Source organism: Novosphingobium aeonii (assembly GCF_052279045.1).
GTDB lineage: Bacteria > Pseudomonadota > Alphaproteobacteria > Sphingomonadales > Sphingomonadaceae > Novosphingobium.
On sequence record NZ_CP176832.1, the window covers coordinates 2324362 to 2348858 of the forward strand.

Consider the following 24497-nt stretch of genomic DNA (forward strand, 5'->3'; position numbering starts at 1 on the left):
AACGTCTTCCGGCTCAGCGCGGCGTCTTTGTCAGCGCGGCCTTGGCCAGTTGCGCTTCGCGGGCGGCGCGCATTTCGGCGAAATCCTTGCCGGCATGATAGCTCGAACGCGTCAGCGGCGAGGATGCGACCTGCAGGAAACCCTTCGCACGGGCGATGGCGCCATAGGCATCGAACGCCTTGGGGGTCACGAATTCCTTGACCTCGGCGTGCTTCGGCGTGGGACGCAGGTACTGACCCATGGTCAGGAAATCGATATCGGCGCAGCGCATGTCATCCATGACCTGGTGGACTTCGAGGCGCTCCTCGCCCAAGCCCAGCATCACGCCGGACTTGGTGAAGATCTTCGGATCGTGGGCCTTGACCTCTTCCAGCAGGCGCAGTGACGCATAGTAACGGGCGCCGGGGCGGATGGTGGGATAAAGGCGGGGCACGGTCTCGAGGTTGTGGTTGTAGACGTCGGGGCCGGCCGCCACGATCGCCTCGATCGCGCGGCGCATCTTGCCGCGGAAATCGGGCGTGAGAATTTCGATCGTGGTCGACGGAGTCGCGGCGCGCAGGGCCTGGATCACCTTCACGAACTGGTGGGCGCCGCCATCGGGCAGGTCGTCCCGGTCGACCGAGGTGATGACGATGTGCTCAAGACCCGTCTTGAGCGCCAGTTCGGCGACATGTTCCGGTTCGGAAGGGTCCACGCGGCCGGGCATTCCGGTCTTCACATTGCAGAACGCGCAGGCGCGTGTGCAGGTGTCGCCCAGAATCATCACCGTGGCGTGCTTCTTCGTCCAGCATTCGCCGATGTTCGGGCAGGCCGCTTCTTCGCAGACCGTGTTGAGCTTGAGATCCCGCATGAGCTGGCGCGTTTCGCCATAACCCTTGCTGGTCGGCGCCTTGACGCGGATCCAGTCAGGCTTGCGCTGACGTTCGGGCTTCTGCTCGGGGCTCGGCACGGAGGAAAGGTCGTTCATGGCGTCCAGATAGTCGCAAGCTTGCCTGCTTGCCAGTGCGAATATCCGCTCTATGGGTTGCGTGCGTTTCAATGGAGGCAACCCATGACAGATTCCAACGCCCCGCAATCAGAACAACGCGTCCTCGATACCCTGATCGACGGCTATCGCCGGTTCCGCAACAGCGGGTGGAGCCCCCACCGAGAGCGTTGGGAGCGTCTCAGCGAGGGGCAGCAACCCGAAGTGATGATCGTGGCCTGTTCCGACAGCCGCGTTGACCCTTCGCAGATCTTCGACGTCGATCCGGGCGAAATCTTCGTGGTCCGCAATGTTGCGGCGCTCGTTCCGCCCTTCGAGACCACGCCCGGCCACCACGGTGTTTCCGCTGCTCTTGAATTCGCGGTACAGGTGCTGAAGGTGAAGGAAATCGTGGTCATGGGCCACGGCATGTGCGGCGGCTGCAAGGCGGCGCTCACGCAGGAGCTCCACGGCGCCGAGCCGGGACAAGGCGGTTTCATCGCTGACTGGATTTCGATGCTGGATGAGGCCCGCGCTCCCGTCGCCGCGCAATTCGGCACGACCGGACGCCCGGCGGAACGCCAGATGGAGCAGGCCGCGGTGCGCGTCAGCATCGACAATCTGATGACGTTCCCCTGCGTTCGCCACAAGGTGAAGACCGGTGAACTCAAGCTGCGCGGCGCGTTCTTCGCGATCTCAGACGGGCAGCTTCATCTGATGGATGACGCCAGCGGAAAATTCGCACCGATTTCCTGACCCTTCGGGAAACGGCAAAAGAAAAGGGCGGCGGGTTATTCCCGCCGCCCTTTTCGTGTTTTTGGCCAGGTTACGTCGGCTTACGAGGCCGGCGTAGCCTTGGAAGCGGCATAAGCCGACCAGAGCTTGGCGATCGGTGCGCGCGTGCCGGTGACCTTGGCGAGGCTGGCCTGCGCATCGGCGGCCTTGCCCTGCATGGCCTGAGCCATGCCGAGGCGGAGATTCGCCTTGTTGGCATCGACGCCGGGCTTGCCGAGCGCGACCTTGTAAAGTTCTTCGGCCTTCGCGTACTGCTCGTAGCTCAGGAAGACGTCCGCCGAGCCGGTCACGGAGGCGGCCGTTGCGGCAGGCTTGAGAGCGTCGCGTTCGGCGGCCGGAAGCGATGCCTTGTCCGCAGCAACGCGGCCAGCGCTGTTGGCACGGTCCTGGCCGACCTCGGCCTGGGTCAGAAGACCCTTCGCAAGGCCCTGGTCCATGACCTTGACGGCTTCGCCCGGGAACGCGCGCGGATCGACGTTCTGGATATATTCGAAGTAGTCCCGCTTGTCCTTCATCGAGCCCGTCGCGAACATCAGGCGCATCAGGTCGATGTTTTCCTGGTTCTGGAGCGAGGCAAGCTGGCGCACGATCGAGATCGAGATATTCCACGACGCCACGCTGGGGTAGTACTGCGCCAGCATGGCGGCATATTCGGTCGACGGCGCAAGTTGCTTGGCGTCGTAGGAGGCCTGGAGCGCGCTACGGATCGAGCTTTCGTTCGGCTTGGTGCCGTTTGCCTTCGCCGCCTCAAGCTCCTTCTGGACCATGGCCAGAGCCGCCTGCGGGTTGTTCGAACGCTTGTAGGAATCCGCCAGCAGCGGCTGGATCATGTTCTGCTGGTCACGGTAACCCGCGTCGAAGGACTGCTGGAGATAGCGTGCGGCAACGTCGTACTGCGCGCTCTGATAAGCGGTGACGCCGGCAAGATACTGGACCTGACCCAGCGTTTCCGGGCTGGTCTGGCCGCTGTCGAGCATCATGACGAGACCCTTGTGCTGCAAGGCGGGGTCATTCATCAGAACGCCGACATTGCGCGTCATCTCGCCCTGCTTGAGCTTGTCGATCGGCTGCTGCGCGGCTGCGCCCGCCGTCTGGAGCTGCGCCAGGATACCGCCCATGGCCGCGTCCACTTCGGCGCGCGCGGCAGCCTTCTCGGCATCCGTCTGCGCGGCCTTGGCCTTGTCCGAGGCGGCCTTCACTGCGGGATTTGCCTGGGCGTCGGCAATAGCCTTGTCCACCGGAGCGGCGACGGCGGCGTATTCCTTCGAGAACGTCGCCTTGGCAGGCGCCTTTTCCTTGGCGACAGCAGCCACGGGAGCAACCGCGGCGGCCATTCCGCCAGTCATGGCCACAGCCAGGGCAACACGGGAAATCAGGAACTTGCGAGCCATCCAGGCCTACTCCTCATCAAGACACGTGGAGGCGCGCCCGAAAGCGGGACTCCGTAAAAATTGCAGTGCCGGTTTGGCGTCGAATTGAACGCTTGGCAACCTCGCCCGGCGATTAGAAGGCCGCCACTGAACGCTGATTGAATGCAATTCGTCGCAGCCCGAACGGTTCCCTGCGCCTCGCAAGACCAACTCGCCCCATAAGTGTGGAAAAAGAGCGCCTCCTTGGCGCGGTGGCACCTGTTCAGGTGGCTTTCCCCCCGCGCATGTCCTAGGGCGATCCATCACCCTTTGTCCCGCAGCAACGAACGATCCAGCGCGTGAGCGACGACACCGACATTAACGGCCCCGAGCATATCGGTCCCGAAGGCGAATACACCCGCATCGACATCGTCGATGAGATGAAGACGAGCTATCTCGATTACGCGATGAGCGTGATCGTGAGCCGCGCCCTGCCCGACGTTCGCGACGGTCTGAAGCCGGTGCATCGCCGTATCCTCTACGCCTGCCAGGAAGCGGGCTACGTCGCCGGTCGTCCTTATCGCAAGTCGAGCCGTATCGTCGGTGACGTCATGGGTAAGTATCACCCCCATGGCGACAGCGCGATCTACGACGCGCTGGCGCGCATGACGCAGCCGTGGTCGATGCGACTGCCGCTGGTCGATGGTCAGGGCAACTTCGGCTCGATGGATCCCGATCCGCCGGCCGCCATGCGTTACACCGAAGCGCGCCTCGACAAGGTGGCGAACGAGCTTCTCTCGGACATCGACAAGAATACCGTCGATTTCGCCGACAACTACGACGGCTCCGAAAGCGAGCCCACCGTGCTTCCGGCGCGCTTCCCGAACCTGCTGGTCAACGGCGCGGGCGGCATCGCGGTCGGCATGGCGACCAACATCCCGCCGCACAACCTCGGCGAAGTCGTCGATGGCTGCCTTGCCATGATCGACAATCCGGGGATCACCACCGAGGAACTGATCCAGATCATTCCCGGGCCGGATTTCCCGACCGCACCGCTGATCCTGGGCCAGGGCGGCGCTCGCAACGCTTACCTCACGGGCCGCGGCTCGGTCATCATGCGTTGCCGTCACGAAATCGAAGAAGGTCGGGGCGACCGTCGCTCGATCGTGCTCACCTCGATCCCCTATCAGGTCGGCAAGTCCAACCTCGTCGAGAAGATCGCCGAGGCCGCCAAGGACAAGCGGATCGAGGGCATCTCGGACATCCGCGACGAATCGAACCGCGAAGGCATGCGCGTCGTCGTCGAACTGAAGCGCGACGCGACCCCCGAAGTCGTGCTCAACCAGATCTGGCGCAATACGCCCGCACAGTCGAACTTCGCGGCCAACATGCTGGCGATCCGCGGCGGACGTCCCGAAGTCTTCAACCTTCGCGACATCATCCACGCCTTCATCCAGTTCCGCGAAGAGGTCATCACCCGGCGCACCAAGTTCGAACTGAACAAGGCGCGTGACCGGGCGCATATCTTGCTCGGCCTTGTCGTTGCGGTGTCGAACCTCGACGAAGTCGTGGTGATGATCCGCAGTGCCCCGAACCCGGCCGAAGCGCGTGCGCGCCTGCTTGCGAAGGAATGGCCGATCGGGGACATTGCGCCCTACATCCGCCTCGTCGAGGCGATCGAGCCCGACGCGGAACAGGATGGCGGCTCCTATCGCTTGTCCGAAGTCCAGGTGAAGGCCATCCTCGACTTGCGCCTGCACCGCCTCACCGCGCTCGGCCGCGACGAGATCGGTGACGAGCTCAAGATCCTGGCCGCCGCGATCGAGGAATATCTCTCGATCCTCGCCGACCGCGTGAAGCTCTACGGCGTCATGCGCGGCGAACTGACCGCGGTTCGCGAACTCTATGCCACGCCCCGCGTCTCGCAGATCACCGGTGCCGCCGACGGCATCGAGGACGAGGACCTGATCGAGCGCGAGGAAATGGTCGTAACCGTCACGATGGACGGTTACATCAAGCGTACCCCGCTCTCGACCTTCCGCGCCCAAGCGCGCGGCGGCAAGGGCCGTGCAGGCATGTCCACGAAGGACGAGGATGTCGTGACGACGATGTTCGTCACGTCGACTCACAATCCTGTGCTGTTCTTCTCCACCGCCGGCAAGGTCTACCGCCTCAAGGTCTACAAGCTGCCCGAAGGCGGCCCGACCACGCGCGGCCGCCCCATCGTCAACCTCCTGCCGTCGCTGGACAAGGACGAGACGATCCAGACCGTCCTGCCATTGCCGGAAGATGAGAAGGAGTGGAGCAAGCTCTCGGTCGTATTCGCGACCGCGAAGGGCAATGTTCGCCGTAACTCCATGGACGCCTTCGCGAACATCCCGTCGAACGGCAAGTTCGCGATGAAGTTCGAACCCGACGCCGATGGCACGCCGAACGATGACCGCCTGATCGGGGTCGCCCTTCTCGCGCATTCGGACGACGTGCTGCTGGCAAGCCGCCAGGGCAAGGCGATCCGCTTTGCCGGTGAACTCGTTCGCGAATTCGCGAGCCGCACGTCCACCGGCGTCAAGGCGATGACCCTGAAGGACGGCGACGAGGTAATCTCGCTTTCGATCCTTCACCGCGTCGGCATGAAGGACCAGGACGAGCGCGATGCCTACCTGCGCTTCGCGCCGTGGAAGGGTGACAAGGACGGTGAAAACCCGATCGACGAGGAGCGTTTCGCGTATCTCGCCGAGAAGGAGCAGTTCATCCTCACCGTCTGTGCCAATGGTTACGGCAAGATGTCCTCCGCTTACGAATACCGCCGTACGGGCCGCGGCGGCCAGGGCATCACCAATATCGACAATATCGGCCGCAACGGTCTGGTCGTCGCCAGCTTCCCGGCCACCCGTGCCGACCAACTCATGCTGGTGACGGATCAGGCAAAGCTTATCCGCCTGCCGCTCGAATCACTGCGCGTGATCGGGCGCGGTTCGGCGGGCGTGCGCCTGTTCAACGTATCGGGTGACGAGCACGTCGTCAGCGCCGTGCGGCTTGATGAGCCGGCTGAAGAAGAAGTGCTGGAGGGCGAGGCACCTTCGGCCGATGGCGCTGCAGCCGCCCAGACCGCGCCTGACGCCACCGAAGGCGATACGCCGCAAGCCGACACTGCCGAAGACAGTGATTCTTCGGAAGACGAAGAGTGAGCGATACCGTCGCCTACAAGATTCTGAACGGGGAGCAGCTTGAACGGCTGCTCTCCGACGGGGTCTTCACCGGCGCGCCTGTCGATCTGGCGGACGGTTACATCCATATGTCGACCGCCGATCAGGCGCAGGAAACGCTGGACAAGCACTTCGCCGGACAGACCGGCCTCGCTATTGCCGTGGTAGACCTCGGCGTGCTGGGCGATGCGGTGAAGTGGGAAGTCTCGCGTGGCGGCGCGCTGTTTCCGCACATCTATGCCGATCTTCCGCTCTCTGCCGTGCTTGCTCACGGGCCCGTGGTTCGTGGTGATGACGGGAATCTGATCCTGCCCCCGGCCTGAACGTTCAGTCCGGGCGTGACCGCAATTCGCCGGTCACCCCCGTTGCCAGCACCAGATTTCCGACAAAGAACAGTGGCCAGGCGAATTGCCAGGACGGCCATTCCAGCGCGATCAGGCAGGCCACGACCACGATCAGCGCGCCGCTTCCGACCCGCGCACGCACGAAAGTGCTGGCCCAGGCGCTTGCCGCCATCCCGCCGAGTGCCAGCCCTTGAAATGCCGGCGCCGCTCCTCGGTCGGTGTTCGTCAGTAACAGGAAAACAAGCGGGGTCAGCAGTAGCAGCGCTGTGGCGAAGATCTTCCGGGCCATCGCAAGATCGCGGCGCAAATGGTTCAGAAACAGAGCAATTCCCATGACGTGCCCGATAATCATCAGAACCGTGGCCGGGTAGTCGTAGAGGTCATGGAGCGCCGCACCTGTCCCTTCCAACACCAGCATCGCAGCCAGAGTCCGGGTGTCCTTCCCGCGATGCCGCAAGACCGCATAAACGGCCAGAAGGAGGAAAGGCAGCGCCTTGAGCGCCAGCAGATAAAGCCCCGGCATCGTGCTGTTGCGACACCATAGGAACAGAACCGCCGCGACTATGGCCGCAAGCAGCCAGGGGCGGCGTTCGATCAGGGCGCGCTTGGGCATTCGCTGAACTCTCCGGTTGCGGCGCGGCTTCGGGATTTGCCTTTTTAGCCGCAGCACCACCCTTCCCTGATGCCACGCAAAGGTCTAGGCGCAAGCGCCATGACACAAGACGTCCACATCATCGGCGGCGGCCTGGCCGGCAGCGAGGCCGCCTGGCAACTTGGGCGGCGCGGTTTCCGCGTCCGTCTCTCGGAAATGCGCGGAACCGGAGAGCGTAGCCCCGCCCACCAGGGCGACGGTCTGGCAGAACTGGTCTGCTCCAATTCCTTCCGCTCCGACGACCACGAGAAGAACGCCGTAGGCCTGCTGCACCATGAGATGCGCGGCTGCGATTCGCTGATCATGTCTGCCGCGGCCAAGGCACAGGTGCCTGCCGGTTCGGCACTGGCAGTGGACCGCGATGTCTTCTCCGCCGAAGTGGAAGCTCGGCTGTCGGCCTTGCCCAATGTCGAGATCGTGCGAGAGCGGATCGACACGCTCCCCGAAACCGGAACGACCATCGTTGCCACCGGTCCGCTGACGGCGGAAATGCTCGCCGGCAGCATCGGCCGCGCGACCGGAGCTGACAGCCTTGCCTTCTTCGACGCCATAGCGCCGATCGTTTATCGTGACTCGATCGACATGGACGTATGCTGGATGGCTTCCCGCTGGGACAAGGGCGAAACCAAGGACTACATCAACTGCCCGATGGACAAGGACCAGTACCTTGCGTTCCATCAGGCCCTCCTCGACGGCGAGAAGACCGCCTTCAAGGAATGGGAAGAAAATACCCCCTACTTCGACGGATGCATGCCTATCGAGGTCATGGCCGAGCGCGGCGTCGAAACGCTGCGATTCGGACCGATGAAGCCGGTCGGGCTCGACAACCCGCACTGGGCGACCCCGGAACATCCCAATGGCCGCTGGGCCTATGCGGTCGTCCAGCTCCGCCAGGACAACAAACTCGGCACGATCTGGAACATGGTCGGCTTCCAGACCAAGCTGAAGCATGCCGAGCAGGTTCGCCTGTTCCGAACGATCCCGGGCCTGGAGAATGCCGAATTCGCGCGGCTCGGCGGACTTCACCGTAACACGTTCCTCAACTCGCCGATCCTGCTGGACCGCCAGCTTCGCCTCAAGACCGCACCCCATGTGCGGTTCGCAGGCCAGATCACCGGCTGCGAAGGCTATGTCGAAAGCGCCGCAGTGGGGCTGATGGCCGGACTGATGACGGCAGCCGAACTCTCCGGTCGGGACTGGCAGACGCCGCCGCGAACGACGGCACTGGGCGCTCTGCTCTCCCACATCACCGGCGATGCCGAGGCGGAGACCTATCAGCCGATGAACGTGAATTTCGGCTTGTTCCCGCCGCTTCACGACGTGAAGAAGAAGCAGCGCAAGGAAGCCTATACCTCGCGCGCCAAGGAAGAGATCGCGCCCTGGCTTGAAGGTCTGGTGCCGACAGCCTGACCTCGAAATCCTAGCGTCCCGGACTCGATCCGGGACGTCTCTAGGATCCGCAACTGCACTTGGGTTTGGGCTTGGCCGGGGGCGGCGCGGTCTTTCTGAATTCGCCCGGTGTCAGCGATTGATCGCGATTCGTATCGGCGCCATCGAATTTCGTGATGGTCGCGACCGCCCATTCCTCAAACGTCAGCAGGTTGTTGCCGTCCTTGTCGAGCTTTCGGAAGGCATCGACTCGTGTCGACAGCATTTCGTTGCGGGTGATCCGGCCGTCGCGGTCACGATCGTAGCGGCCAAAGCGGCGCTGTTCGCGCGTCTGCTCGGTAGCTTCCGGAAGGTCCGGCCCTTCAATGTCGGTGAGATCAGCACTTGGCACGCTCTGCGGGTCAGGTGGAGCGACCGACGCCAGCGGCAACGGCGCTGCCTTTTCCACCTCGGCCCGGCCCTGTAGCCAGAACAGACCCAGCGACAGCATCACGAACACCGTGAGGCCGCCGAGGATGAAGCGCTGCATCGCCAAATCTCCCTCAAACGCGCGCGGCTTATCCGCTTACTGCCGCGCCATCGGGAAATTACATCTCTGTTATCGTTGGAATGTCAGCGGCCAAGCAGGCCGATGCGCATGGCCTTGAAGACACTGCGCGCCGATCCGCTGCCGCCGCGAGCCAGATTGTCCCGGGCCAGCCCTTCAAGGACGGCCAATGGACGCAGGCTCCTCGAAACGCGTGGGGACGCACCCTTTTCTCCCTGGACAAGTCGGCGCACGACCACGCTTTCGCCAGGATGATTGAGCTTGGTCGCAAGATCCGCAAGGGCCCAGCGCCGCCCCAGGACCAGCGCCGCATCTGCCTCGTCTTCCCGGCCAAGCGTTCTTGCAAGCGCGGCGAATGCGGCAGCCCGCCCGTCGACCATCTCCTCAAGCACGGCCGGAGCAAGCGGAGCTTCGCCGGTGAGCGCCTCCCAGCCATTCACCAGCGGGACGAGCATGGCGTTCGCGCCTTTCCAGCTACGCAGCACCGCAAGCAGGGGCTCACCCTCAGGCCATTCGCTGGCGTCGCGTCCCAGCGTTTCCCGCCACCAGGCAAGCCGGATCTGCGCCATCATCGGCTCGCGCGAATGCCGCAAAAGCCCTGCAAGGCGTTGATCGAGCGCGAGCAGTGCCAAAGTCGGCAGACGTGCGCGAGATGGCGCATAGGCGAGCGCCAGTTGCATGGTCTGCGGCAGCATCGGCAGAAGCTGATCTTCCGGGCGGCTTTCGGGGGCGGGTTGCTTGGGCACGGCGTCTCTCTAGCCCGCCCTGCCCCTTGCGCAAGTGCGTAACACGCCAAACGCAAGACGGCGGCGGAACCTTCGTTCCGCCGCCGTCTCGATTGTCACTGCCTGGGCAGCTTCAGCGCAAGGATCAGCGATAGCAGACCTTGCGGACAGCCTCGACGATGCGCGGCGTGTCGATAAGCGCAAGCTTTTCGAGGTTGGCCGCGTAAGGCAGCGGCACGTCCTCGTTGCAGACGCGGACAACCGGTGCGTCGAGATTGTCGAAGCCTTCCTCCATGCAGATCGCGGAAATTTCCGAAGCGATCGAGCAAACCGGGAAGCCTTCTTCGGCCACGACGATGCGGTTGGTCTTGGCGAGGCTCGCCAGCACCGTTTCCTTGTCGAGCGGACGCAGGGTGCGAAGGTCGATGACTTCGGCATCGATGCCTTCACCGGCCAGCTGCTCGACCGCTTCGAGAGCGAGGCCGACGCCGATCGAGTAGGACACGATGGTCACGTCCTTGCCTTCGCGCATGATCCGCGCCTTGCCGATCGGCAGGACGTGATCGTCGAGTTCGGGCAGTTCGAAGGTACGGCCGTAGACCAGTTCGTTCTCAAGGAACACGACCGGGTCTTCGCTACGGATCGCCGCCTTCAGCAGGCCCTTGGCATCCGACGCGTCGTAAGGCGCGATCACGACCAGGCCGGGCACGTTGGCATACCACGGGCCGTAGTTCTGCGAGTGCTGCGCGCCGACGCGCGATGCCGCGCCGTTGGGGCCGCGGAACACGATCGGGCACCGCATCTGGCCGCCCGACATGTAGTTGGTCTTGGCCGCCGAGTTGATGATGTGATCGATCGCCTGCATGGCGAAGTTGAACGTCATGAACTCGATCACCGGACGCAGACCGCCCATGGCGGCGCCGGTGCCGATGCCGGCAAAGCCATATTCGGTGATCGGCGTATCGATCACGCGCTGCGGGCCGAACTCTTCCAGCAGACCCTGGGTAACCTTGTAGGCACCCTGATATTCCGCGACTTCCTCACCCATCACGAAGACGCGCGGATCGCGGCGCATTTCCTCGGCCATGGCGTCGCGCAGTGCTTCGCGGACGGTCGAGGTCTTCATGTTGGTGCCGAAGGGAACTTCGGGATCCTTCTTCGCGGGAGCCGGTGCCGGTGCTTCGGCCTTGACAGCCGGCGCGGCTTCGGCGGCGGGAGCAGCCTCTGCCTTGGGGGCCGGAGCGGAAACCGCCGAAGCGTCTTCGCCTTCACCGGCGAGCACGGCGATCACCGTGCCGACCTTCACGCCCTCGGTGCCTTCGGCCACGAGGATCTTGCCGACGGTGCCCTCGTCTACGGCTTCGAATTCCATCGTCGCCTTGTCGGTTTCGATTTCAGCCAGGATATCACCGGAAGCGACTTCGTCGCCTTCCTTGACCAGCCAGCGGGCAAGCTTGCCCTCTTCCATCGTCGGAGAGAGCGCCGGCATCTTGAGTTCGATCGCCATCAGTAGCGCTCCACCAGGACGTCAGTATAGAGTTCGGAAAGTTCGGGCTCGGGCGAGTTTTCCGCGAAGTCGGCCGATTCCGCGACTTGCGCGCGGACGCGCTTGTCGATTTCCTTCAGCGCGGCCTCGTCCACGCCAAGGGCGACGAGGTCGTTCTTCACGTGCTCGATCGGATCGCGCTTCTCGCGCACGTCCTGCACTTCCTCGCGGCTGCGATACTTGGCAGGGTCGGACATCGAGTGACCGCGATAACGGTAGGTGTTCAGTTCCATGAGAACCGGGCCATTGCCGGCGCGCACGTATTCCAGCGCCAGTTCGGCCGCCTTGCGGACTTCGAGCACGTCCATGCCGTCAACCTGCATGCCGGGAATCCGGAACGCGGTGCCGCGGCGGTAGAAGTGCGTTTCAGCCGAACCGCGCTTCACGGCGGTGCCCATGGCGTAGCCGTTGTTCTCGATCACGAAGATGATCGGGAGCTTCCAGAGAGCCGCCATGTTGAAGCTCTCGTAGACCTGGCCCTGGTTGGCAGCGCCATCACCGAAGTAGGCCATCGCGACACCGCCGTCTTCACGGTACTTGTGCGCGAAAGCGAGACCTGCGCCGAGCGAGACCTGCGCGCCGACGATGCCGTGGCCGCCGTAGAACTTATGCTCCACGCTGAACATGTGCATCGAGCCGCCCTTGCCACGCGAGATACCCGCGGCGCGGCCGGTCAGTTCGGCCATGATCACCTTGGGGTCGATACCATAGGCAAGCATGTGGCCATGGTCGCGATAACCGGTGATGACCGAGTCGCGGTTGGAATCGAGCGCGGACTGAAGGCCCACGGCAACGGCTTCCTGGCCGATGTAAAGGTGACAGAAGCCGCCGATCAGGCCGAGGCCGTAAAGCTGGCCTGCCCTTTCCTCGAAGCGACGGATAAGAACCATCTGCTCGTAAAGGTTGAGCAGTTCCTCCTTGTTCGGCGTGTAGCGCCGGTCGGCCGCGAGTGCCTCCTGGAGGCTGTGCAGCGCGAAGTCTTCGTCCTGTGCCGGAGTTACGGCAGGCTCGGCGCCGGAACCGGCGTCAATCTTGGCTTTGGGCAACGGGACTCCCCATCGTTGGTGCGATTGATTTCGGGCCGCTTATAGGACCCCGCGCGGAAATCGAAAGCGCGTTGAAGGAAATTTGCCGTCAATGGCACAAAAATTATGGCTGCCCGCAATGCAGCAGCCACAAACCGCGCCGAAAACCGGCGCGGACGGCTTCATTTGCCGATGAGCATGACCATTTCGTCAGGACGGGCAACATTGAGGTTGCTGCGCAGCAGTTCGCCGGCAAGATCGGGATCGACGCGGCGCTGGTCCAGCAGATTCACGCGGTTCTTCAGGCGATCCCGGTCGAGACGGAGCTCCGCCAGCTTGACGCGGCGTTCTTCCAGGAGATGCTGGTTCTCGGTCCAGGCGATGATGCCGCTTGGCCCCGCGATCACGAACGCACCCATCAGCAGCAGCACCGCAAGAGCGATGCCCTGGACCAGGCGTTCCTTGGCGAGGCTGGCTTCCTGTCGCATGATCTTGGGCTGGGACCTCATGGAAATCGATAGAATCACAAGTGATTCCGCGTTGCAAGCCGAAACAATAACCGATTCGCGGCGATGCGGAACAGGCTTGCGGCACGCCAGCTATCGCATGCCGGGGCATATTGGTGTTGATAACTTTTTGAAACATGCGCTGCACGTTCACGGGTGAACACATCGCCCCTTTCGGACTAATCCTTTGGAGGTATTCCCGGCGCTGAGGGGGCATTGCCTATCGCCTTGTTCACCGCTGCAAAGTGCGTGCGCAGACGCCCTTCGCTGTCTGCCACATCGCGAGCGGCCTGAAGCAGCCCGCGGCGGGCGTCGATGACCGGCAGGTAGTTGGCGGAACCAGCCCGATAGCGCGCCTCGACATTCTGCCATGCTGCTCGCGCGCTGCCTTCGCGGGCGATGAATTTCTCGCGTCGCTGCCACTCGGCAGTGTAGTCGTTCAGGGCATCGTCGATTTCCTGCCAGGCCTCCAATACGGTCGTCTGGTAGTTCACAAAGGCCTCGCGCGCTTCGAGCTTGCGGACCTGCACGGCGGCGCGGCGGCGACCTCCATCGAAGATCGGCAGGCTGAGGCCGGGCCCTATCTGCCATGTGCGGCTCGCCCAATCGAACAGGTTATCCTTGCGGTAGCTCTCCAGGCCGAACCCGCCGCCAAGCCGGATGGCGGGATAGAGATCGGCGATGGCAATGCCGATCTCGGCGGTGGCGGCGTGAAGTTTCGATTCGGCCGCCCGCACGTCCGGTCGGCGCTGGGCGACTTCGGAGGGCAGCCCTAGCGAAAGGTCCGGCGGCGCGGGAATTACGGTTGCATTTCGGGTAGGTAGTAGGAGATCGCGCAGGGAGCCCGGCTGCTGCCCCAAGGCCAGAGCGATACGGCCAATTTGCGCCGCTTCCTGCGCCTGAAGTGCGGGAAGGCTTGCCTCCAGGGCGCGCAGTCCGGCCCGGTCGGTTTCGAGGCCGGTATGGTTTTCCATGCCGCCATCGGCTCGCGCGGCGACCAGCGAAACCTGGTCTGTGAGCAGCGCGATGTCTTCCTTAGCCAAAGCGATCTGTGCCTGAGCGGTGCGCAGCGCAAAGTAGGCCTGGGCGACCTCGCTGGCGACGGACAGTCGTGCAAGGTCCAGCATGGCGCCCTGCCCCGCCACTTGCGCATCTGCCGATTCGATTGAGCGACGAACCCTGCCCCAGAGATCGATCTCCCATCCGGCATCGAAGCCTCCCTGATAGAGCGTGAAGGGATCGGCAAGGAACTTCGCCAGTTCGTCGCGACTAGCCCCCGATGCACTGCCCCCGATAGCGTCGAAAAGGCGGGTGGAGGCGCCATACTCGCTCATGCGCTCGCGGTTGACCTGGGCGCTCGCGTTGACTTGCGGCAAACTTGCGGACGCGGCGATACCTCGCTGCGCGCGGGCCTGCGCGAAGTGAAGCGCAGCGGTTTCGATATCGGGGCTGGCGGCCATGGCCTGCCGCTCCAGACGATCCAGAACGGGGTCGCCGAGTATGGTCCACCAGTCCGCCGGAATGGTTACGCTACCCGAAGTGGGCGCGATCAGGCTCGGGTCGCCTCCGCGCCAGCTTGCCCAGTCATCCGGGGCTGCGGGCGTGGGTGCCTTGAAGTCCGGACCGACCGTGCAGGCGGGAAGACAGAGGGCCAGTGACGTGGCTGTGAGTGCGGCAGTCAGGAACCTTGAGGTCATGCGCATTGGTCCTGGGATCAGGCGAGACGATGGCGGAACAGCCAGGCGGACAGAGGCAGCGTTATCGCCGCAACCACAAGCAAAGGCACGAAATCGAGCGCGATGTCTCCGAGCACTGCGCCTTCGAGATAGACCCGCCGGACGATGGCGACGCCGAAGCGCAGCGGGTTCGCGTAAGTCGCGATCTGGAGCACTTCCGGCATGTTGCGCACCGGCGTCAACATGCCGGAAAGCAAGGTCAGCGGCATGATGATGAGAAACGAGTAGAGCATCGCCTGTTGCATGTTCAGCGCCAGCGCCGAGATCGACATGCCGATGCCCACCGAGGCGAGGTTGAACACGAAAAGCCCGAAGTACAGCAGCAGTGGCGATCCGCTCATCGGGATCTGGAACCAGAAGCGCACGATCATCAGTACGATCGTCGATTGCAGCAATCCGACGACGATCGAGGGGAGCGCTTTCCCCACCAGTATCTGCAAAGGGGTGAGCGGTGTGACGAGAAGCTGGTCGAATGTTCCCTGCTCTCGCTCTCGCGCCACGGACAGCGCCGCCAGCAGCAAGGTCTGCAACATCGAAAGTGTGGCGATCATGGCGGGCATGATCTGCCATCGCGATTCGAGGTTCGGGTTGAACCAGGCCCGCCGGATCACGCTTACGCCCTGCATTCCGCTTCGCGCCGCATTGAAGCCCTGCGTCACCGAAGACACGTAAGCCGCAGCCGAACCCGCCGTAGTCGAGTTTCGGCCATCCAGGACGATCTGTACTTGTGCGCTTTCCCCCGCAGCCAGTCGGCGGTCGAAATCGGCCGGGATCGTTACCGCCATGAGCACTTTCCCACCATCGATCAACGACGCGATCTGGGCGGAGCTCGTCAGGGTGGCCTCTCTTGCGAATACCCCGGTACCATCCAACCGGGCGATGAACTCGCTCGCCGCCTGTCCCCTGCTCTGGTCGAGCAGCGCATAGGGCACATAGTCGAGATCGAGGATCGCGCCGTAGCCGAACAGCATGGACTGGATGAATGCCGGGGCCACCAACAACAGGCGGTTGGCCGGATCCTTGAACAGGGCCAGCACTTCCTTGCGGCACAGCACCGCGATCTGGGCGAACCATGCGATCAGGTAGTCCATCCCGTCAGTCCAGACGCTTGCGCAGGGTGCGCTGCGTCAGCAGGGTCAGCACCACGACGTAGCCGATCAGGATCGCGCAGTTGCGCAGGACCATTGTCCAGTCCGTACCGGCGAGAAACAGGCTCTTGATAACGCTCATGAAGTGCGTTGCCGGCAGCAGTTCGCCGACGATCCTCACCGCAAGAGGCACATTGCGCAAGTCGAACACGAACCCCGAGAGCATGAGCGCGGGCATGAAGCTTGCCAGAAGCGCCACCTGGCTCGCCGCGAACTGGTTGCGTGTCGCGCCTGAAATCAGGAGCCCGACCAGCAGCGAAACCAGCAGGTAGAGAAACGAGCAGAGCACGATCGCCACCATCGAGCCTCTGATCGGGACATCGAACAGGAAGCGCGCCGCCAGCAGGCACATCACCAGATCGATCATCCCCACCACGAGATAGGGCGCGATCTTGGACAGTACCATTTCGACGGGGCGAACCGGCGTGACGAACAGCGATTCGAGCGTGCCGCGCTCCCACTCCCGCGCAATCAGCAGCGAACTGAGGAAGGCGCCCACCAGGGTCATGACAAGCACGATCAACCCCGGCACAAGATACCAGCGACTGTTGCCCTCCTCGTTGAACCAGGTCCGCTGCATCAGCGTTACGCTGCCGCCGGCCCCGACCGAACCTGCGCGGTCGGACTGCCGCAGCACGACCGTGCCGATCGCGCCTTGCACATAGGCCTCCAGTGTCTGTGCGGTCGTGGAATCGACGCCGTTGAGGATGAGTTGGATCTGGCCGCCTGCACTTCCCCTGCCAACCGCTTGTGCCCGCGCGAAGTCGACCGGCACCCGCACGATGGCGTCGACCCGGCCGCTGCGCAGCATTTCGCTGGCCTCCTCCATCGTCTCGACATCGACAGGGGAGAGATAGGGCGATCCCCGGATGCCCGAGACGATCTCGCGCGCAGTATCGGAACGGTCCTGAAGCACCAGCGCGACAGGCGCATTCTTCACGTCGAACGAGAGCCCGAAGCCGAACAGAAGGATCAGCCCGACCGGCAGGAGCAGCCCGACCATCAGGTTGCTGCGGTCACGCAGCATCTGGCGCGTTTCCTTGCGAGAAAGAGCGGCCAACCTCGACAGGAAGGTGCTGTCCGCTGTCACGTCGCTACCTTGCTGTCATGATCGGCGGCGCGCCCCTGTTCGACAATGGCGATAAAGGCCGCATCCATGTCGATGTCGCCGCCGCCTGCCTGCTCGCGCACTTGCTGCGGAGTGCCGAGCGCAAGCATCCGTCCAGCATCCTGGATGGCGATACGATCGCAATATTCCGCTTCTTCCATGAAGTGCGTGGTGACAACCACCGTCACGCCGGCCTGCGAAAGCGCCGTGATCGTGCGCCAGAAGGATCGCCGCGCCAGCGGATCGATGCCGCTGGTCGGCTCATCGAGGAACAGGATTTCCGGTTCGTGCACGAGCCCTGCCGCCATGGCGAGCCGCTGCTTGTAGCCATGCGGCAGTTCTCCACTGACAGCCGCCGGATCGAGATCGAATTGCCCGATGATCGCCTTCACCCGTTCGCGCAGGATGGTGCCGCGAAGACCGTAGGCGCCCCCGAAGAACTCAAGGTTCTCGCGCACGGTGAGATTTGCATAGAGCGAGAATTTCTGCGCGACATAGCCGATCCGCCGCCGCGCCTGCGCCCGTGCGCGGCGCAAGTTGACACCCGCCACTTCGAGCGTCCCACTGGTCGCCGGAAGCAGCCCGCAGAGCATCCGGAAGGTCGTGGTCTTGCCCGCGCCGTTGGGACCGAGCAGCCCGAATATCTCGCCGCGCCGCACGTCGAACGAGGTGCTGGCGACGGCGGTGAAATCTCCGAAACGCCGCACCAGGTCGCGTACATGGATGACGGCCTCGTCATCTTCCGCCCCTCCCGGTTCGGGTTCTATCGCAACGATGGGCGCCTTGCTCTCCGCCTCGCGCACGCCATCGTGTTGGCGCAGCAGAAGCATGAAGGCATCCTCCAGTTGTTCGGCTCTCGGCTCCGCTTCAACGCCGTCGAGCAGGTCTTCCATGTCTTGCAGTTCGGCGTCGGGCGACCGGATGAAGCGCACCGCACCGCCTCTCGGCACCGCGTCTATGATCCGGTCGGGCGCATCGATCAACCTGGCCTGCAGATCGCGCGCAGGCATATTAGCAGGCGGTGCGGCCACGAAAGTCAGACCGCGGGCCTTTTTCGTCAGTTCACCCGGTGTGCCCTGATCCAGCAGGCGGCCGTGATCCATGACCAGCACCTCGTCGCAGCGCCCAGCCTCATCCATGTAGGCAGTGCTGACGATGATGCTCAGCCCCTCCGCCTCGATCAACTGCTCGATGATCTCCCAGAGATCGCGCCGCGACAGCGGGTCGACCCCGACGCTCGGTTCGTCCAGCAGGAGAAGATCGGGCACGCGCACAAGCGTGCAGGCGAGCCCGAGCTTCTGCTTCATCCCGCCTGAAAGCTTCCCCGCCGGACGTCCGGTGAAACGGGCCATGTCGGTCATTTCCAGCATTCGCGAGAAGCGCTCGGCGCGCAGCTCCTGCGGCACGCCGTGGAGATCGGCGTAGAGATCGAGGTTCTCCTGAACGCTGAGATCCTCGTAGAGACCGAAGCGCTGCGGCATGTAGCTGATTCGGTCCTGCACCGCCTGCGGACGCCGTGTCACGTCGATGCCCAGTACATCCAGAGTGCCACCGTCGGGAGCCAGCAATCCGGTCATCATCCGCATCAACGTCGTCTTGCCTGCCCCATCCGGCCCGACGAGCGCCGTGATCGTCCCCTCGCGGATGTCCAGACAAAGATCCTGCACGGCATCGAACGCTTTACCGTCCGCGCCGATGAAACTCTTTCGCAGGTTCCGGCTCCGCACCGTCAGTGCGCTTGTCATCCTGCCTGTCCCGGCGTCTTCGGTCTCGGCCGGGCCGTTCACCGGGCGTGCCCTTCACTTGGCGCACCAGTATTGATCCGCACCGTCACCGGTTGCCCGAGCCGCAAGGTCCCGTTGCGGTCATCAACCCTGACGCGCACTTCGTAGACGAGCGCAGTGCGCAGCGATTCGGTCTCTACCGACTTGGGAGTGAATTCCGCGACCGAGGAAATATAGCCCACCGTGCCCGCAACCGGCTTGTCGGGAAAACTGTCGCTCGTCACCCTCGCCTTCATGCCCATGCGGACACGGCCGAGATCGGCCTCCTCAACGTAGACGCGCACCCATTTCGGACTGGTCAGAGCCAGTTCGTAGACCGGCTTTTGCGGCGTGGCCATGTCCCCCACTTCGAGCAGGCGTGAACGGACCACCGCGTCACCGGGAGCCTTGAGTTCGCCTTGGGAAACCTGATGCCTGAGCAGCGCGAGCTGGGCCTCGGCGCCCTTCATCTGCGCATCGGCGGCCGCGACATCCTCAGCGCGAGGTCCGCGAATGGCGAGCTTGAGCGCTTCTGCCGCTTCCTTGGCCCGCGCATCGGCGACGGCGGCAAGATTTCTTTCCTGATCGAGTTCCTGCGCGCTGACGGCGCGGCCCTGCGTGGTAGAGGATACCTCTCGGGCCCGGCGCAAGTCGTCAGCGGCCTTGACTGCATCCGCCCTTGCAGCGGCAAGCCGCGCGCGCGCTTGCTGGAGTTCCTCGGGCCGGGTGCCGTTGCGAAGTTTGAGCAGGCTTTCCCGGGAAGCCGCGACCTGCGCCTCTGCATTGTCGGCCTGCAAGCTCAGGGTAGCCGTATCGAGTTGCGCCAGCACTTGTCCCGCCTTGACGGAATCGCCCTCCTCGACAGTCATCCGGGTGACCCGCCCACTACCGTCGAACGCCAGGGAGACCTGCCGAATGTCCACATTGCCGTGGAGAACGATCTCGTTCGGGTCCTTTTGGCTGCGGGTCATCCACCAGATCGCGGCAGCAGCAAGAACAAGCGCCACGACAATTGCGGCCCCCACGGTCTTCTTCATTCAGATTCCCCGGCCTGTTTCGGTGGAGCAACTCAAGAGATACCAACGACATACTTACATCGCATTGCGGCAAATCAAGCGCCATTTTCCAGTGAAGAGCGCGGTTTTGCTTTTTGCCCGGCGCTGCTAGAGGCAGCGCATGCTGACGATCCGTGACATTACCGTTCGCCTTGGCGGGCGCACCATCCTCGACCAGGCCGCTGCCACGATTCCCAAGGACGGCAAGGTGGGCCTGATCGGCCGCAACGGCGCGGGCAAGTCCACGCTCGTCAAGGCGATCATCGGTGAACTGGAGCCCGACGAAGGTTCGGTGGACATGCCGCGCCGTGCCCGTCTGGGCTATATCGCGCAGGAAGCACCCGCGGGGCACAAGACCGCGCTCCAGGCTGTGCTGGATGCCGACGCCGAGCGGATGTCCTTGCTTGCCGAAGCCGAGACCTGCACCGATCCCAACCGCCTGGGCGACCTCCACGACCGGCTTATCGCGATCGACGCCTATACCGGCGAAGCGCGCGCCGCGCGCATTCTCGTCGGCCTCGGCTTCGACGAGGCGATGCAGGCAAGCCCGCTGGACAGTTTCTCCGGCGGCTGGAAAATGCGTGTGGCGCTTGCGGGCCTGCTGTTCTCGCAGCCCGACGTGCTGCTGCTCGACGAACCCTCAAACCACCTCGACCTCGAAGCGACACTCTGGCTGGAGAACTTCCTCCAGACCTACCCCAAGACGCTGATCGTCATCAGCCATGAACGCGACCTGCTCAACAACGTGGTCGATCACATCCTGCACCTGCAGCAGGGCAAGCTGACGCTCTACCCCGGCACTTACGACAGCTTCGAGCGCATCCGCGCCGAACGCGCCGCGCAGGCGGTTGCCGCACGTGCGAATCAGGACGCCCAGCGCAAGAAGCTGGCCGACTACGTTGCCCGCAATTCCGCCCGCGCCTCCACCGCGAAGCAGGCGCAATCGCGCGCCAAGATGCTGGCGCGAATGCAGCCGATCGCGGCCATGGCCGAGGATTCCTCGCTGAGTTTCGATTTCCCGAGCCCGGATGAACTGCGCCCGCCGCTCGTCACGCTCGACCTCGCCTCGGTCGGCTACGTCGCTGACAAGCCGATTCTGCGCCGCCTCAACTTGCGCATCGATCCTGAGGACCGCATCGCCCTGCTCGGCCGCAACGGCAACGGCAAGACCACGCTGGCCCGCCTGCTCGCCCGCCAGCTCGAACCGATGGAAGGTTCGCTCACCTTCTCGCCCAAGATCCGTATCGGCTACTTCACCCAGTATCAGGTGGAGGAACTCCCCTCTGACTCAACCCCGCTCGAATTGATGACCCGTGCCATGGCTGACAAGCCGCCGGTCGCGGTGCGCGGACAACTGGGTCGCTTCGGGTTCTCCGGCCCGCGCGCGACGGCCGGGATCGGCACCCTTTCCGGCGGCGAACGCGCGCGTCTTGCCCTGGCGCTGGTGACGCGCGACGCGCCGCACATGCTGATCCTCGACGAACCGACCAACCACCTCGACGTCGACGCCCGCGAGGCGCTGGTGCAGGCGCTCAACGATTTTGCCGGCGCGGTGATTCTCGTCAGCCACGACCGGCACATGGTCGAACTGGCGGCGGACCGTCTGGTACTGGTCGATCAGGGCACGGCGGACAACTACGACGGCTCGATGGAGGACTACATCGACTTCGTGCTTGGCCGGAACCAGCCCAAGAGCGGCGACAGGCAAGGCGAGGGCAAGCCGGCACGCAAGAATGGCACCGTCGCCCGCGAGGAACTCAAGGCCCTGCGCAAGAAGGTCTCGGAGACCGAAACCCGCATGAAGCGCATCCAGCAGCAGCTTGACGCGCTCGATGCCGTGCTCGCGGACCCCGGCTCCGCCAAGGGCGACCTTGCCAGACTGGGCATCGGCGAGATCGGCAAGCGCCGCACGCAGGCGGCAGAGGATCTGGAAGTGGCCGAAGCCTTCTGGTTCGAAGCCAGCGAGGCCATGGACCAGTACATGGGCGGCAACGCATGAGCGTAGCCTTCCGGCGCGACGGTGACGAAGAACATCTCGAACCCAAGTTCGAAGTGCCGATCCCGCCCGGCCCCAATCTCGTGACGGCCGAAGGCGTGGCGATTATCGGTTCGCGGATCGCTGGTCTGGAGGCGCTGGTTCCGACATTGACCGAGGATACTGCTCTCAATACCGCCAAGCGTGATCTGCGCTACTGGCGCAAACGGCTGGCGACAGCCGAAGAGCAGCCCGCGCCCGCCGGCGATACCGTGATGTTCGGTCACCGCGTGCGCTTCACCCTGAAGGGGCAGACGCGCGAAATCCGGATCGTCGGGCATGACGAAGCCGATCCGGCCAAGGGCGATCTCGCCTTCACTGCCCCGCTCGCCCGCGTCCTGTTGGGCTCCGGGGCGGGTGAGTTCGTCGATTTCAACGGACAGGAAGACGCAATCGAGGTCCTCGAAATTCTGGCCTGAACCGGAAAACATCCCCGAAAACCAAAAACGGGGCCTTCGCGGGCCCCGTTTTCGTTTTCAGTGTCCTGAAAAAGCCGTTCTTAGAACGACTTCCTCGGCTTCTTGTGGAACGGCTTACCGCCCGCGCCGGGGCCACCGGGACCACCGCGATCATTGCGCGGACCGCCGGTCGGACGGGGCTTGTGGTGACGCGGGCCATCGAAACCGCCACGTCCACCTTCCTCGCGCCCATAAGGCTTGCGGCCACGACCCTGCGGTCCGTCACGACGACGATCGCGTGCGATATCGCGCGGTGTTTCGGTCGCGACTTCGATGCGGATCGTGTTTTCGACGTCGCCGCTCTCATCATGAGAGGTACGCTCGACCGAACGGATGAACTGGTCGGCCATGTCCCGCGGGATCTGGAAGTGGGTCTGGTCGGCGCCGATGCGGATCTGGCCGACCGCATTGCGGGTGACGTGACCACGGCGGCAGAGCAGCGGCAGGATCCAGCGCGGATCGGCATGCTGTTCGCGGCCAACATCCATCGTGAACCAGACCACATCGTCGAAACCGGGACGCTGGCGCGCTTCGCGGGCTTCCGGGCTGTTGCCGATGAGTTCCTCGGGCTGCGGCAGACTTGCGCGGTGGGCGCGAACAAGTGCGACGGCGAGGTCTTCCGGGCTCACCTTTTCAAGCAGGCCGCGCGCGATTTCACGGTCCTCGTCGTCCGCTTCGACCGGGGCCAGCAGCTTGTCCATCAGACGGCTGCGATCGGCTTCGCGGATCGCTTCGGGGCTCGGCGCGGAAATCCACTCGGCCTCGATGCGGGCACCGCGAAGCATACCCTCCACGCGGCGACGACGCGGGAACGGCACGACGATGACGGCAGTGCCCTTCTTGCCCGCGCGGCCGGTACGGCCCGAACGGTGCTGGAGCGTTTCGGCATCGCGCGGAATCTCGACGTGTACGACGAGGCTCAGCGAGGGAAGATCGATGCCGCGTGCAGCGACGTCAGTGGCGACGCAGACGCGGGCGCGCTTGTCGCGAAGCGCCTGAAGCGCGTTGTTGCGCTCGTTCTGCGAATGCTCGCCCGAAAGCGCCACGGCCGAGAAGCCGCGTTCCGTCAACGTGGAGTGAAGGTGCTTCACATTGTCACGGGTGGCGCAGAACAGGATCGCGGTTTCCGCGTCATGAAGGCGAAGCAGGTTTACCACCGCGTTTTCGACATCGGCCGGCGCAACGGTAACCGCTTGATAGGTGATGTCACCATGGCCGCGGTTCTCGCTGACCGTCGAAATGCGCAGGGCATTGGTCTGGTAGCGACGGGCCAGCGCTTCGATCGGACGCGGCATGGTAGCCGAGAACAGCAGCGTGCGGCGGCTGGCCGGCATCGCGTCGAGCAGTTCCTCAAGGTCTTCACGGAAGCCCATGTCGAGCATCTCGTCCGCTTCGTCGAGCACGACGACCCGCAGCGAGGAGAGGTCCAGCTTGCCACGTTCGAGGTGATCGCGCAGACGGCCCGGCGTGCCAACGACGATGGTGGCGCCGCGCTCAAGCTGCTTGCGCTCGCGAACGGGGTCCATGCCGCCAACACACGTGACGATGCGAGCGCCGGTCGAGGCGTAGAGCCAGGTCAGTTCGCGGCTAACCTGCAGCGCAAGTTCGCGCGTGGGCGCGATAGCAAGTGCGAGCGGCGCTTCGGCATAAGGAATGGAGCCGTCGGCCAGCAGTTCGTCGCCCATGGCGATGCCGAATGCGACGGTTTTGCCGGAACCGGTCTGCGCCGAAACCACGAGGTCGCGTCCACGCGCTTCGGCTTCGGCGACAGCGGCCTGAACCGGGGTCAGATTCTCATAGCCATGCGCGGTAAGCGCTTCGGCGAGAGGCTGGGGGAGCTGGGAAAAAGTCATGAGTTTGTCGAATCGTCCTGTGCCGCTTGCGCGGTCTGATCTGGTAAGGCCTGATGAGGGGTGCGCGACCCCAACGGGCCTGTTGACGGGCTCCATAGACAAAAAACTCGCGTTTGGCGCGCACCAATTTCATAAAAAGCAACAACGGGCTTGCGCGGGCGGCAAATTTTCGGTCGTCGGACGCTTCGAACAGCAAGTTCGCCGCGCATAATGCAGGGTGCCTGCCGGGCTCTTCTGCGCTGCAGCCAGAGCCCGGACAGCCTGCAAATCCACGCATGACCACCCCGGCTTTC

At 63.9% G+C, this 24497-nt stretch carries 20 protein-coding genes; 6 read left to right on the forward strand and 14 right to left on the reverse strand.

Annotated elements, in window-relative coordinates; translation table 11 throughout:
- Positions 1–13: 13 nt before the first annotated feature.
- On the reverse strand, positions 14–967 hold the full coding sequence (gene lipA, locus ACLIMP_RS11360) for a lipoyl synthase (RefSeq protein WP_054437786.1): 954 nt from the start codon (positions 965–967) through the stop codon (positions 14–16).
- 84 nt (positions 968–1051) lie between these two features.
- On the opposite strand from lipA, the gene ACLIMP_RS11365 reads away from it, so the two are divergent.
- Complete coding sequence (locus ACLIMP_RS11365) at positions 1052–1720, forward strand: carbonic anhydrase (protein ID WP_054437788.1); 669 nt, start codon at positions 1052–1054, stop codon at positions 1718–1720.
- Positions 1721–1800: 80 nt separating this feature from the next.
- Here the strand turns inward: ACLIMP_RS11365 and ACLIMP_RS11370 are convergent, their stop codons facing one another.
- Complete coding sequence (locus tag ACLIMP_RS11370; protein WP_324695289.1) at positions 1801–3150, reverse strand: hypothetical protein; 1350 nt, start codon at positions 3148–3150, stop codon at positions 1801–1803.
- Positions 3151–3467: 317 nt separating this feature from the next.
- Here ACLIMP_RS11370 and gyrA point away from each other — a divergent pair, with 317 nt between their 5' ends.
- Together gyrA and ACLIMP_RS11380 are read left to right on the forward strand one after the other, a co-directional pair.
- Complete coding sequence (gene gyrA, locus ACLIMP_RS11375) at positions 3468–6296, forward strand: DNA gyrase subunit A (protein WP_324695291.1); 2829 nt, start codon at positions 3468–3470, stop codon at positions 6294–6296.
- Positions 6293–6637, forward strand: a complete 345-nt coding sequence (locus tag ACLIMP_RS11380) for a DUF952 domain-containing protein (RefSeq protein WP_324695294.1) — start codon at positions 6293–6295, stop codon at positions 6635–6637. Before gyrA ends, ACLIMP_RS11380 begins: the two co-directional genes overlap by 4 nt.
- A 4-nt stretch (positions 6638–6641) precedes the next feature.
- Here the strand turns inward: ACLIMP_RS11380 and ACLIMP_RS11385 are convergent, their stop codons facing one another.
- On the reverse strand, positions 6642–7271 hold the full coding sequence (locus ACLIMP_RS11385) for a hypothetical protein (protein WP_324695296.1): 630 nt from the start codon (positions 7269–7271) through the stop codon (positions 6642–6644).
- 99 nt (positions 7272–7370) lie between these two features.
- On the opposite strand from ACLIMP_RS11385, the gene trmFO reads away from it, so the two are divergent.
- Entirely contained in the window at positions 7371–8720 is a 1350-nt protein-coding gene (gene trmFO, locus ACLIMP_RS11390) for a methylenetetrahydrofolate--tRNA-(uracil(54)-C(5))-methyltransferase (FADH(2)-oxidizing) TrmFO (RefSeq protein ID WP_324695298.1), read from the forward strand.
- A gap of 40 nt (positions 8721–8760) precedes the next feature.
- Here trmFO and ACLIMP_RS11395 read toward each other — a convergent pair whose 3' ends face one another.
- From ACLIMP_RS11395 to ACLIMP_RS11440, 10 genes are all read right to left on the reverse strand, one after another.
- Positions 8761–9228 carry an EF-hand domain-containing protein gene (locus tag ACLIMP_RS11395; protein WP_443477852.1) on the reverse strand — a complete coding sequence of 156 codons (468 nt, stop codon included), beginning with the start codon at positions 9226–9228 and terminating at the stop codon, positions 8761–8763.
- 83 nt (positions 9229–9311) lie between these two features.
- Entirely contained in the window at positions 9312–9992 is a 681-nt protein-coding gene (locus ACLIMP_RS11400; RefSeq protein WP_324695302.1) for a hypothetical protein, read from the reverse strand.
- 124 nt (positions 9993–10116) lie between these two features.
- The gene (locus tag ACLIMP_RS11405) at positions 10117–11478 is read right to left on the reverse strand and encodes a pyruvate dehydrogenase complex E1 component subunit beta (RefSeq protein WP_443477853.1); all 1362 of its coding nucleotides are present in this window, start codon (positions 11476–11478) and stop codon (positions 10117–10119) included.
- Positions 11478–12563 carry a pyruvate dehydrogenase (acetyl-transferring) E1 component subunit alpha gene (pdhA, locus tag ACLIMP_RS11410; RefSeq protein WP_185997376.1) on the reverse strand — a complete coding sequence of 362 codons (1086 nt, stop codon included), beginning with the start codon at positions 12561–12563 and terminating at the stop codon, positions 11478–11480. The genes ACLIMP_RS11405 and pdhA overlap by 1 nt, the downstream gene beginning before the upstream one ends.
- Before the next feature lie 161 nt (positions 12564–12724).
- The gene (locus ACLIMP_RS11415; protein ID WP_243692748.1) at positions 12725–13051 is read right to left on the reverse strand and encodes an FtsB family cell division protein; all 327 of its coding nucleotides are present in this window, start codon (positions 13049–13051) and stop codon (positions 12725–12727) included.
- Positions 13052–13227: 176 nt separating this feature from the next.
- On the reverse strand, positions 13228–14745 hold the full coding sequence (locus ACLIMP_RS11420) for an efflux transporter outer membrane subunit (protein WP_324695309.1): 1518 nt from the start codon (positions 14743–14745) through the stop codon (positions 13228–13230).
- Between the two features lie 17 nt (positions 14746–14762).
- Positions 14763–15875, reverse strand: coding sequence for an ABC transporter permease (locus ACLIMP_RS11425; RefSeq protein WP_324695311.1), 1113 nt, complete (start codon positions 15873–15875; stop codon positions 14763–14765).
- A gap of 4 nt (positions 15876–15879) precedes the next feature.
- The gene (locus tag ACLIMP_RS11430; protein ID WP_443477854.1) at positions 15880–17022 is read right to left on the reverse strand and encodes an ABC transporter permease; all 1143 of its coding nucleotides are present in this window, start codon (positions 17020–17022) and stop codon (positions 15880–15882) included.
- The gene (locus ACLIMP_RS11435) at positions 17019–18785 is read right to left on the reverse strand and encodes an ATP-binding cassette domain-containing protein (RefSeq protein ID WP_324695315.1); all 1767 of its coding nucleotides are present in this window, start codon (positions 18783–18785) and stop codon (positions 17019–17021) included. The genes ACLIMP_RS11430 and ACLIMP_RS11435 overlap by 4 nt, the downstream gene beginning before the upstream one ends.
- A gap of 38 nt (positions 18786–18823) precedes the next feature.
- A complete protein-coding gene (locus ACLIMP_RS11440; RefSeq protein ID WP_324695318.1) occupies positions 18824–19840 on the reverse strand; it encodes an HlyD family secretion protein in 1017 nt (338 codons plus the stop codon).
- Positions 19841–19979: 139 nt separating this feature from the next.
- Between ACLIMP_RS11440 and ACLIMP_RS11445 the strand changes: the two genes are divergently transcribed.
- Both ACLIMP_RS11445 and ACLIMP_RS11450 read left to right on the forward strand, forming a co-directional pair.
- Positions 19980–21857: an ABC-F family ATP-binding cassette domain-containing protein gene (locus ACLIMP_RS11445; protein WP_324695320.1), complete on the forward strand. Its 1878-nt coding sequence runs from the start codon at positions 19980–19982 to the stop codon at positions 21855–21857.
- Complete coding sequence (locus ACLIMP_RS11450; protein ID WP_324695322.1) at positions 21854–22312, forward strand: GreA/GreB family elongation factor; 459 nt, start codon at positions 21854–21856, stop codon at positions 22310–22312. Before ACLIMP_RS11445 ends, ACLIMP_RS11450 begins: the two co-directional genes overlap by 4 nt.
- Before the next feature lie 80 nt (positions 22313–22392).
- On the opposite strand, the gene ACLIMP_RS11455 is transcribed toward ACLIMP_RS11450, so the two are convergent.
- Positions 22393–24204: a DEAD/DEAH box helicase gene (locus tag ACLIMP_RS11455; RefSeq protein ID WP_054437818.1), complete on the reverse strand. Its 1812-nt coding sequence runs from the start codon at positions 24202–24204 to the stop codon at positions 22393–22395.
- Positions 24205–24497: the final 293 nt, after the last annotated feature.

Excerpts from the sequence above, each read along its gene's own strand:
- ACLIMP_RS11420 (WP_324695309.1), bottom strand. The coding sequence starts at position 14,745 with ATGACCTCAAGGTTCCTGACTGCCGCACTCACAGCCACGTCACTGGCC.
- ACLIMP_RS11450 (WP_324695322.1), top strand. The coding sequence starts at position 21,854 with ATGAGCGTAGCCTTCCGGCGCGACGGTGACGAAGAACATCTCGAACCC.
- ACLIMP_RS11440 (WP_324695318.1), bottom strand. The coding sequence starts at position 19,840 with ATGAAGAAGACCGTGGGGGCCGCAATTGTCGTGGCGCTTGTTCTTGCT.
- ACLIMP_RS11405 (WP_443477853.1), bottom strand. The coding sequence starts at position 11,478 with ATGGCGATCGAACTCAAGATGCCGGCGCTCTCTCCGACGATGGAAGAG.
- ACLIMP_RS11365 (WP_054437788.1), top strand. The coding sequence starts at position 1,052 with ATGACAGATTCCAACGCCCCGCAATCAGAACAACGCGTCCTCGATACC.
- ACLIMP_RS11370 (WP_324695289.1), bottom strand. The coding sequence starts at position 3,150 with ATGGCTCGCAAGTTCCTGATTTCCCGTGTTGCCCTGGCTGTGGCCATG.
- ACLIMP_RS11435 (WP_324695315.1), bottom strand. The coding sequence starts at position 18,785 with ATGACAAGCGCACTGACGGTGCGGAGCCGGAACCTGCGAAAGAGTTTC.
- ACLIMP_RS11455 (WP_054437818.1), bottom strand. The coding sequence starts at position 24,204 with ATGACTTTTTCCCAGCTCCCCCAGCCTCTCGCCGAAGCGCTTACCGCG.
- ACLIMP_RS11385 (WP_324695296.1), bottom strand. The coding sequence starts at position 7,271 with ATGCCCAAGCGCGCCCTGATCGAACGCCGCCCCTGGCTGCTTGCGGCC.
- trmFO (WP_324695298.1), top strand. The coding sequence starts at position 7,371 with ATGACACAAGACGTCCACATCATCGGCGGCGGCCTGGCCGGCAGCGAG.
- ACLIMP_RS11395 (WP_443477852.1), bottom strand. The coding sequence starts at position 9,228 with ATGCAGCGCTTCATCCTCGGCGGCCTCACGGTGTTCGTGATGCTGTCG.
- ACLIMP_RS11415 (WP_243692748.1), bottom strand. The coding sequence starts at position 13,051 with ATGAGGTCCCAGCCCAAGATCATGCGACAGGAAGCCAGCCTCGCCAAG.
- ACLIMP_RS11445 (WP_324695320.1), top strand. The coding sequence starts at position 19,980 with ATGCTGACGATCCGTGACATTACCGTTCGCCTTGGCGGGCGCACCATC.
- ACLIMP_RS11425 (WP_324695311.1), bottom strand. The coding sequence starts at position 15,875 with ATGGACTACCTGATCGCATGGTTCGCCCAGATCGCGGTGCTGTGCCGC.
- lipA (WP_054437786.1), bottom strand. The coding sequence starts at position 967 with ATGAACGACCTTTCCTCCGTGCCGAGCCCCGAGCAGAAGCCCGAACGT.